4 protein-coding genes are annotated in these 7,413 nt (G+C 23.1%); all 4 read left to right on the top strand.

All coding sequences use genetic code 11. The annotated features are described in order from the left end of the window. Positions 1–261: 261 nt before the first annotated feature. The 4 genes from BGI41_RS05595 to BGI41_RS05585 all read left to right on the top strand — a co-directional run bounded on the left by BGI41_RS05595 (position 262) and on the right by BGI41_RS05585 (position 7,265). Entirely contained in the window at positions 262–1,398 is a 1,137-nt protein-coding gene (locus BGI41_RS05595; protein WP_088539355.1) for a DNA repair exonuclease, read from the top strand. 2 nt (positions 1,399–1,400) lie between these two features. Next, positions 1,401–1,574 carry a hypothetical protein gene (locus tag BGI41_RS08375; RefSeq protein WP_158211968.1) on the top strand — a complete coding sequence of 58 codons (174 nt, stop codon included), beginning with the start codon at positions 1,401–1,403 and terminating at the stop codon, positions 1,572–1,574. Next, positions 1,571–4,345, top strand: coding sequence for an AAA family ATPase (locus BGI41_RS05590; protein WP_158211967.1), 2,775 nt, complete (start codon positions 1,571–1,573; stop codon positions 4,343–4,345). The genes BGI41_RS08375 and BGI41_RS05590 overlap by 4 nt, the downstream gene beginning before the upstream one ends. 184 nt (positions 4,346–4,529) lie before the next feature. After that, a complete protein-coding gene (locus BGI41_RS05585) occupies positions 4,530–7,265 on the top strand; it encodes a type I restriction endonuclease subunit R (RefSeq protein ID WP_088539351.1) in 2,736 nt (911 codons plus the stop codon). The last annotated feature ends 148 nt before the right edge of the window (positions 7,266–7,413 follow it).

Below are 7,413 nucleotides of genomic sequence, written 5' to 3'. Positions count from 1 at the left end.
GTTTTATTTATTAATTAAATAATTTTTTTATCTAAATATTTTTTAAAAATTTTAAATAAATATATATGTTATTTTTTCTATATATTTAATTAATTTAAAATAGTAATTAATCTATTATTTTTATTTATTATATGTTTTAAAATAAGATTTTAACTTATTAAAATAGGTTTAAATCGAATTTTAGCTTTATATTAATTAAAATTTAGATTTAAATTTTATAAGTTTTAATAAATTTTTATTACTTAGAAAAATTGTGATATAATGAAATTTGCACATCTTTCAGATACTCATTTAGGATATCGTCAATATGGATTAGTAGATCGTGAACTTGATTTTTATAATGTTTTTGAGGATATTATTGATAAAATTATAGATTTAGATGTTGATTTTGTAGTTCATAGTGGAGATTTATTTGAAACATCACGTCCATCTACTGATGCCTTACTTAAAGTTCAAAGAGCCGTTAATAAACTTGATAAAGCAGGAATACCTATTTATGCTATTGCTGGAAATCATGATATGCCTAGAAGGGCCAATCCAATTCCACCACAAGTATTATTTAAATATAATGGTATTAAATTAATCAGTCCAATTAAATCATTTTATAGAGAAGAGGATTATTTTATTGGTGGAGTTCCATATAAACCACAAAATAGGAATCTTGTACTTAAAGATGACCTTGAAAGATTATCTAAGAAAGCTGAACCTTTTGAAAATAAGATTTTAGTTTTACATCAAGGTATTGATAAGTATGTACCTCAATATGAATTAGAAATTGGAGATTTACCTATTAATTTTAATTATTATGCTATGGGACATCTTCATAATTATATTAATGATTCATTTGGTGAAGGTCGTTTAGTTTATCCTGGTTCAACTGAGATTTGGAAATCTAATGAATTAGAAGATTATAAGAAAAATGGTAAAGGTTTTGTTCTTGTTGAAATGGATCATGGTGAAGTATCTACAGAAAGAATTAAAATGGATCTTCCAAGGGAATTTATTAATGAAAATATTGATTATACCTTTTTAAATAATGAGATTTTAAAATTAAAATCTTATATTGAGAAGCTTAATAAACCACCTATAGTAAATCTTACTATTTCTGGTAAAAATTTTGCTGGAGCAGATGTTTATGAATATTTAAATAAGGAACTTTCTGATTCAACATTATTATTTAGACCTAACTTTAATATTATTGAAGATAATCAGGATATTGCTCCTATAAATGAAGGTATAAATATTGATAAATTAATTAGTGAAAAAATGAATTCTGAGAATGAGGATGTTATTAATTTAGCTGTTGATTTGTTTAATGATTTATCTAAAGATAATACTGAAGAAGCTATTGATGATCTTAAAGTATGTTATGATAAATTATTTAAAGGAGATGATTAGATATGAATTTTAATTTAGGTTCTATTAGCTCTGTATTTATGAATTTAGACTATTTTAAAAGCGTGTTTACAAATATTGTCTCTTTTAATTTAGGTTTTATTAAGGATTTGTTTATGGATTCTTCTCTTATTAATGTCTCTTTTAATTTAGGTTCTCTTAGAGGTGGATGTTTATGATTTTTGATAGTTTACATCTTAAAAATTTTAAATCACATGCAGATACTAAAATTGATTTTAATCCAGGTATTTCTCTTATTGTTGGTGAAAATGGTGCTGGTAAATCTACTATACTTGAAGCAATTAGTTTTGCATTATTTAAACAACATAATAGTAAAACAATTAAAGATTTAGTAAGAAATTCTAAAGGTAATGCTTCAGCTACTATGAATGTTTCACTTGAATTTACATCTAATGGTAATCATTATAAAGTAGAAAGGTCTCATACAAAATCTTCATCTAAAGCAGTATTGTATCAAAAATTTTATAATAAAAGTACTAAGGATTATCAATATCAAATAATGTGTGAAAATGATAAAAACGTTAACTCTGAGATTAAATCTATTTTACAAATTGATTCAGATTTATTCTTAAATGCAATTTATATAAGACAAGGAGAAATTGCAGAGTTAGTAAGTAAATCACCTGCTGAAAAGAAAAAACTTATTGCTAAACTTTTAGGTATTGATTCTCTTGAAAAAGCTTGGGAGAATATTAAACCTCTTATTAATGATTATGAAAATAAAGAGGCAGAACTTAAAGGAAGACTTGTTAATAAAGATAATGTTGATGTACAAATTAAAGATAATAAATTAGCATATACTAATCTTAAAAATGAAAAATTAGAAATTGATGGTAAAATTAAACAAGTCAAAATAAACAAGGATGAACTTGCAAAACAAAAACAAGTTTTAGATGTAAATAGATTAGAATATACTAATATTAAAAACAGAATTGATAATGAATCTAATGATGTTAAACGTCTTAAACATGAAAAATCAGAGCTTCAATTTAAACTTGATGAGATTAACACATCTGAAAAAGAGATGAAAAGACTAGAAAAATATGTTAGAAAACTTCCAGTTTACTTACACTTTGAAGAATGTTCTAGAAAAATCCTTGAATTAAATAAGGAAAAAGAGGATTTTGAAAAAGATTTAAAAATGGTTAAAAATCATCAAGAAATTTTAAATAAATACAAACCAAGTTATGAAAAATATAATAAATTTGGTGATGAATTAGAGAAATTATTTGAAGAAAAAGCTAAAGCAGATAGTCAATTTGAATTATTAAATAAAATTATCTTTGATAATAATGAGTTGAAAAAAGAGATTAAAGAGGATACTGCAAGTTTAGATAGTTTTAATAGAAAATTAGTTTCAACTATTGAAAATGAAACTGAATATACAGATGTTGATAATAAATCTCCAGATGAAATTACTAAAATTTTAAATAAAATCATATCTGATTTAGAAAAATCATTAGTTAATATTGATGAAGAAGTAAAAAACAAAACTAATGAAATTGCAACATCTAAAGAAGCAATTAACTCTTGTGAAAAACCATTAAATGATTTAAAAAATATTGGTAATAAATGTCCTATCTGTCAATCTGATATATCTAATCAGAAAAAATTAGATCTTGAAAGAGAATATAAAGAAAAAATCATCTCTTCAAGAAATAAAATTAATAAAGATGAAAAGGATATTGCAATATTAAAAGATAAAAAAGATATTGTTAAATCTAAGAAAGATACATTTAATGATTTATCAAATGAATTAGCTGCTAATAAATATTTAATTGATAGATTAATTAAAAATAGTAAAAAATATGAAGAAAATTCTCATGAAATTGAGGCTAAAAAACATACTAAAGATAATCTTCTTAAGATTAACTCAGATATTGAGGATGTACGTTTAAAACGTAAAGAATCTAAAGAAGGATATGACCAATATGTTGGTGCTAAAAAGACTATAGATACTTATTCTAGTGAGAATGATATTAAAAATAAAATTAATCAAAATCGTGATGAATTTGATCATACTGTACGTTTAATACAAATTGATATTAATAAAGATGCTCATCTTTCTGCAGATATAAGTGAACAAGAATTAAGGGATAGAATTGAAGATTTAAAACGTAAAGAAACTAAATTTAACCAACTTAAAGGTTTTATTAAAGTAAAAAGTTCATATGAATCTCAAATATCCTCTAAAAAAGAATCTCTTAAATTCAAAGAAGCTAATCTTGAAAAATTATCTAAAGATATTAAAAATATAAGTTATGATGAGGAGAAATACAATACTGTTGTATCAAATTTAACTATTATTGAGGATAAATTAACTAATTTAAATAAAGATTCTTCTAAATATGAAGGTCAAATTAAGGTTATTAAATCAAATCTTGATAATTTAATTAAAGAACAAAATGAATATACTTCACTTTTAAAAGACTATAATGATGTTCAAACCTTTATTAGTTATCTTGTAGAGATTAGATCTTTATTCTCAAAAGATGGTATTCAAGAAGATTTAAGAAAACTTTCAAGACCAACTATTCAGAAATATACTAAAGAATTCTTTGAAGAATTTAACTTTGATTACTCTGACCTTATCTTAGATGATGACTTTAATGTAAGTTTATATGGTCCTGAAGGTGAATCAAGTTTAGATATGGTAAGTGGTGGAGAAAGAATTGCAATTGCTCTTGCATTAAGATTAGGTATTACTAAATCAATGAGTAATGGTATTATGGAAACTATTCTTTTAGATGAACCTACTATACATTTAGATAGTTATCGTAGACATGAACTTATTGATTTACTTAGAAAAATGTCTAGTTTACCACAAATGATTATTGTAACTCATGATGAAGAACTTGAAAGTGCTGCAGATACAATAATTAAAATTAAAAAAGAGCTTGGTGTTTCTAGATTAGTTAAAGATGATTAATTCTTTTTAACTTTATTATTTTTGTTAAAAAGATTTAACTTTTTAACTTATTTTAGTTATAAAACTATTTTTTTAACTATATACTAGTTATAGATGATTTAATTTTTTTAACTTAGATAAAAATATTTTATATTTATTAGACTTTTTTAAACAAGCATATAATTTTTATTCTTAAGGGGATTTTATGTCAAGTGAAAGTGAAGCTACATTAGAGAAGAATTTGATTGCACAATTGCAAGAAAATGGATATGAGTATGTTAATGTTAAAAATGAAGAACAATTAAAGAAAAATTTCAAATTACAGCTTGAAAAATTAAATAATTGTAAATTTTCTGATAAAGAATTTAATCGTATCTTAACATACTTAGATAGTGGTGCTATATTTGATAAAGCAAAGAAATTAAGAGATACATATTATGTAGATAGAGATAAAGATTCTTTCTTTATTAAATTTTTAAATACAAAAGAATGGTGTAAAAATATATTTCAAGTAGCTAATCAGATAACTGTAAAAGGGCTTCATGAAAATAGATATGATGTAACTATTCTTATTAATGGATTACCTCTTGTTCAAATAGAACTTAAAAGAAGAGGAGGAAATATAAAAGAAGCATTTAATCAGGTTAGATATAAATCTCATTCTTATAGTAGTCTTTTTAATTATATACAAATATTTGTTATAAGTAATGGTATTAATACTAAATATTTTGCAAATGGTTCTAAAAATGATCTTAATTTTGAATTTACTTTCTTTTGGAAAAATAAAGAGAATGTAAATTATCATTCTTTAGATGAATTTACAGATACATTTTTAGAAAAATGTAATATTGCAAAAATTATTTCAAAATACATGGTTTTAAATGAGTCATCTAAAACATTAATGGTTTTAAGAGCTTATCAAATATATGCTGTAGAAGCAGTATTACATCAAGCACTTGATATTAAACAAAATGGTTATATTTGGCATACAACAGGTAGTGGAAAAACTATTACTTCATATAAAGTAAGTCAACTTCTTGCTGAAGATGAATCTATTTATAAGGTTATTTTTGTTGTTGATAGAAGAGATTTGGATATACAAACCAATAAAGAGTTTAATAGTTTTTGTAATGGATGTGTAAATGAAACAAAACATACAGGTGCTTTAATTAAACATTTAACTACTGATGGTAATGGTAAACTTGTTACAACAACTATACAAAAATTATCAAAAGCAGTAAAAACTAAAGGAGATATGAAAAAACTTCAAGATATTCGTGATAAGAATATTGTATTAATTTATGATGAATGTCATAGAAGTCAATTTGGTGAAATGCATAAAGATATTGTTAATTTCTTTAATAATGCTTTATCCTTTGGTTTTACTGGTACTCCTATATTTGCTGAGAATGCTAATGGTAATAAAACAACAAAAAGTATTTTTGGTAAAAAACTTCATGAATATTCAATTAAAGATGCTATTGCAGATAATAATGTTTTAGGTTTTTCAATTGATTACTTTGGTGGAGCTAAAATGCTTACTGAAAAAGATTTAGAAGTTAAAGGTATTGATAAAAAAGAATATTTCGAATCTGATAAACGTCTTAATCAAATTGTAGATTATATAATTAATGCTTATGATAAAAAAACTAAAGATCGTGAGTTTAATGCAATGTTTACAGTTGCACGTGGTGGAGTAATTCATAAGTATTATGATTTATTTAAAAAGAAAAAAGATGAAGGAAAACATGATTTAAAAGTTGCTGCTATATTTACTTATACTACTAATGAAGATTTATCTGATAATAAACAATTATCTAGAGATAGATTAGATAGTTATATGGATGATTATAATGAAATGTTTGGTACTAATTTTAGTACTGATGGATTTAAAGAATATTATGTAGATGTTTCTAAAAGAATGAAAAGTAGAGAAATTGATTTACTTTTAGTTGTTGATATGTTTTTAACTGGATTTGATAGTAAACTTTTAAATACTTTATTTGTAGATAAGAATCTTCAATATCATGGTTTATTACAAGCATTTTCTAGAACAAATAGGATATATAATATGCGTAAATCTCAAGGAAACATTGTTTGTTTTAGAAATCTTAAAGAAAATACGGATAAAGCAATTAGACTATTTTCTGATTCTAATGCAATTGAAACTATTATTTTACCACCATATGAATACTTTGTAGAGAAATTTAATAAAGCTGCTGATAAGTTTTATAAACTTGTTAAAACTGTTGATGAGGCAGTTAATCTAGAAAGTGAAAATGATAAGAAAAATTTTGTATTAAACTTCAGAGAACTTTTAAGAATACTTAATAAAATGAATACTTTCTCAGAATTTAGTTATGATGATATTAATATGAGTGAACAAGACTTTTCAGATTATAAAAGTGTTTATCAAGATTTCCATGATGAATCTAAAAATTCTGATAAAGAAAAAGTTTCTGTTCTTGATGATATTGATTTTGAACTTGAGTTACTTAGAAATGATAAAATCAATGTAGATTATATTCTTAATATTCTTAAAACAATGGATCCTGCAGATTCAAGTTTTGATCATGATAAAGAACGTATATTAAATATCATGAAAGAAACAGAATATTTAAGAAGTAAAATTAGTTTAATAGAGAAGTTTATTGATGAAGAATTAGGAAATATTAATAGTAAAAATTTACCATTTAATGAAACATTTGATAATTTCATGTCTAAAGAAAGGGAAGAAGGTATTAATACTATTATTTCTGATGAAGATTTAAATGAGATAATTGCTCGTCAAATTTTTGATTATTATGAATATTCTGGAAAACTTGATGAGGATAAACTTAAAAAATCATTTAATCATAAACTTAAATTTAAAGAAAGAAGAAATAAAGTTAAAGAAGTTAAAAATAGAATAGAAGAGTTCCATGAGAAATTTGATTATTAGTTAAAATTATAATTCAATTAATTATTTTTAATTATTTTAACTTTTTATATTCTTTTATATTCTATTCTAAATTCTTTTAGGATATTTTACTTGTTTTTATTCATATTTTATTTAATTTTATTTTTTTATAGTCTTTATTACTTTAATT

The organism is Methanobrevibacter sp. 87.7, from assembly GCF_002208625.1.
Lineage (GTDB): Archaea > Methanobacteriota > Methanobacteria > Methanobacteriales > Methanobacteriaceae > Methanarmilla.
The sequence above is the reverse complement of the archived record's forward strand: the minus strand, read 5'-3'. Positions and strand labels throughout refer to the sequence as shown.

What these genes read in the sequence shown, in the direction of transcription:
- BGI41_RS08375 (WP_158211968.1), top strand. Translation starts at nt 1,401, where the DNA reads ATGAATTTTAATTTAGGTTCTATTAGCTCTGTATTTATGAATTTAGAC.
- BGI41_RS05595 (WP_088539355.1), top strand. Translation starts at nt 262, where the DNA reads ATGAAATTTGCACATCTTTCAGATACTCATTTAGGATATCGTCAATAT.
- BGI41_RS05590 (WP_158211967.1), top strand. Translation starts at nt 1,571, where the DNA reads ATGATTTTTGATAGTTTACATCTTAAAAATTTTAAATCACATGCAGAT.
- BGI41_RS05585 (WP_088539351.1), top strand. Translation starts at nt 4,530, where the DNA reads ATGTCAAGTGAAAGTGAAGCTACATTAGAGAAGAATTTGATTGCACAA.